2 protein-coding genes are annotated in these 2,630 nt (G+C 60.0%); both read left to right on the forward strand.

Annotated features, from left to right (window positions below; translation table 11 throughout):
* The first annotated feature begins 289 nt into the window (after nt 1–289).
* A complete protein-coding gene (locus G205_RS20250) occupies nt 290–1,132 on the forward strand; it encodes an isocitrate lyase/PEP mutase family protein (RefSeq protein WP_009359672.1) in 843 nt (280 codons plus the stop codon).
* Nucleotides 1,133–1,257: 125 nt separating this feature from the next.
* Complete coding sequence (locus G205_RS20255; protein ID WP_083875138.1) at nt 1,258–2,568, forward strand: NtaA/DmoA family FMN-dependent monooxygenase; 1,311 nt, start codon at nt 1,258–1,260, stop codon at nt 2,566–2,568.
* Nucleotides 2,569–2,630: the final 62 nt, after the last annotated feature.

Genomic DNA, 2,630 nt, shown 5'->3' on the forward strand with positions numbered 1-2,630 from the left:
GAGTGGCGGGTGTTGCCGGGTGCGGGTTGTGGGGCGGGGACCGTTGACTTACGTACGGATTCTGTGCTTAACTCGGGTTTAGTGAGGAGTTGATGCGGGGGTGCGGTGTTGCATTCCTTGCTGAAGGCCGTTCGTCCGGGGTGCCGGGGGCGGGCGGCCCACCGACTTTGCGGTGCTGGCTGTTTTCCCGGTGTTCGTTTCCCGTGTGTGGGTTGCGGTGGTGTGGCCTTGTTTGTGTATTTACGGCATTCGTCCGGTATGTATTCCCTAGTGAAAGAGCTTTGACCCAATGGTGCGTACGCTCAAAGAAGTGATCAGTGAAAATTCTCCGCTGGTTGCCCCGCTTGCTTATGACGGGATTTCGGCCCGTCTTGTTCGGGATCTGAAGTTCCAGGCCGCGTATATCGGTAGTTACGCGGCTTCTGCTTCGAAGTATGGTGTGGCGGATATTGGTTTTGTCGGGCTTGAGGACATTGCCGATATGGTGCGCCGGATTGCCCCGATCGTGGATGTTCCGCTCATTGTTGATGGTGAGGGCGGGTTTGGGAACCCGATTCATGTCGCCCGCAGTGTTCAGGTGTTGGAGCGGGCGGGTGCGAGTGCGACCCATATTGAGGATCATGTGTTTGGTAAGCACCTGGGAACCCCGCAGGTGATCCCGCTCGGGCAGGCCGTTGACAAGATTAAGGCGGCGGTGGATGCCCGGAAGTCTGAGGACTTCTTGATTATCGGCCGTTCGGATGCGCTCCTGAGCGAAGGGGAAGAAGCCACCATCGACCGGTTGCTTGCGTTCCAGGAGGCTGGTGCGGATGTGTTGTTCCTTGCCAGGGCCCCGAAGCCGGGCGATGTTCTGAATAAGCGGCTCCGCGAGGAAGCCCGGGTGCCTATCCTGATGACCAATGGTCTGGGTTACAGCGCCAAGGAGATGGGTGAGCAGGGCGCGGATATTGTTCTTTACCCCACGCTGACGAATTTTGTTGCGGAGTCGGCCATGCGTCAGGCGCTCGAACTTCTCGCACGTGAGGGCTCCACGGTGGATATCGTCGAAGACTACGATGCCTTCGACGCCTTCCTGGGAGCAGAAGAGTACAAGGCCACGGCGCACAGGCTGGGCCTGCTCCCGCAGAGCTAGGCTGTGGCCTGCCGATTTTCGGCCGGCAGCCGCGCCCGGGGATGCCGCAGTACGGCCGGTGTCCCTGGCGCGGCGCGAGAAAGAACAAGCCAGATATTGACTGACGGATTAAGGATCGTTGCACCATGACTGAGACACAACGAGGTGACTTGAGGTTTTGCCTTTACACGTGCTTCGCCCCGGGCGGACCACTGGGCACGCCGTGGAACCACCCCGGGAATAAGGGATTTGATTACCTGAATCTCGATCATCAGACAAAGCTTGCGCAGGCCTTGGAGGCGGCGCGTTTTGACGCGATTTTCTGGGCGGACTTCAGCGGCGTGCATGACACGTACAAGTCCTCGCCCGCTACAGCGATCCGCGACGCGGTGGCGTTTCCGCTCGGTGACCCGCTTGTTCTGACCGCTGCCCTGGCAGGTGCCACAGAGAACCTCGGGTTCGCGTTCAGCGCGAACATGACCCAGCAGCATCCCTACTCGTTCGCTCGACGGGTCGCGACACTTGATCACCTGACGCGGGGGAGGGTGGCGTGGAACATCGTTACCTCATACCAGCCCTCCGCCTGGCGCAACTCCGGCTTTGATGACATGGAAGGGCACGCAAAACGATATGTGCGTGCGCAGGAGTACGTCGATGTGCTCAGGAAACTCCTCGTTGATTCCTGGGAAGACGGGGCGGTTGTCCGCGATATCGACCGGGGAATCTACGCGGACCCGGCGCGCGTGCATCCCATCGCACATGACGGGGAGTTCTATCGTGTGCCAGGAATCGGACTGACAGAGCCTTCCCCGCAGCGCATGCCGGTCACGTTCCAGGCAGGCAGTTCCAACGACGGCCGTGAGTTCTCGGCGCGTAACGCTGAGGCGATGTTCATCGGTACCAACTCCCCACAGGATGCTCAAACACTGATAAGCGACATGACCGGGAGGCTCTCGGCGAACGGCCGCAGCAGAGAAGACATCGTGTTCCTGCAATACATGGCCGTTCATGTGGTGAGCACCGAAGAAGAAGCCAAGCGTAAGCATGAGGAGCTCGACGAACAAGCAGGTTCCGAAGCCGCTATCGCATTCGCCAGCTCTACCATGGGCACCGACCTGTCACAGATCGACCTCGACAAGCCGCTGGCGGAACATAATACCGACTCCATGCAGGGAATACTCAAAGGATTCGCTGAGTCCGCGGAAGACAAGTCATGGACATTCCGCGACATGGTCCGCAAAATCGGCTCGGACCGGATCGTCGGCACCCCGGAGCATATCGCCGACGAACTGCAGAAATGGAGCGACGCCGGCGTGGACGGCATCAACATCAACACCCAGGACGTTGAGAACACCTACACCTTCCTCGAACACGCAGTACCCGTCCTGCAGCAGCGCGGCCTCATGCAGCGCGAGTACCGCAACGGAACCCTCCGCGACAAACTGTTCAGGCGCTAACCCGCCGAACAACCACGAAAAACGCCCGGCCCCTCCACCCACCCCTGGAGGGGCCACAGGCA

This window comes from Arthrobacter nitrophenolicus, from assembly GCF_000332815.1.
GTDB lineage: Bacteria > Actinomycetota > Actinomycetes > Actinomycetales > Micrococcaceae > Arthrobacter > Arthrobacter nitrophenolicus.

Bases quoted from the DNA above. Each gene is read 5' to 3' on its own strand.
- G205_RS20250 (WP_009359672.1), top strand. From the start codon at position 290: ATGGTGCGTACGCTCAAAGAAGTGATCAGTGAAAATTCTCCGCTGGTT.
- G205_RS20255 (WP_083875138.1), top strand. From the start codon at position 1,258: ATGACTGAGACACAACGAGGTGACTTGAGGTTTTGCCTTTACACGTGC.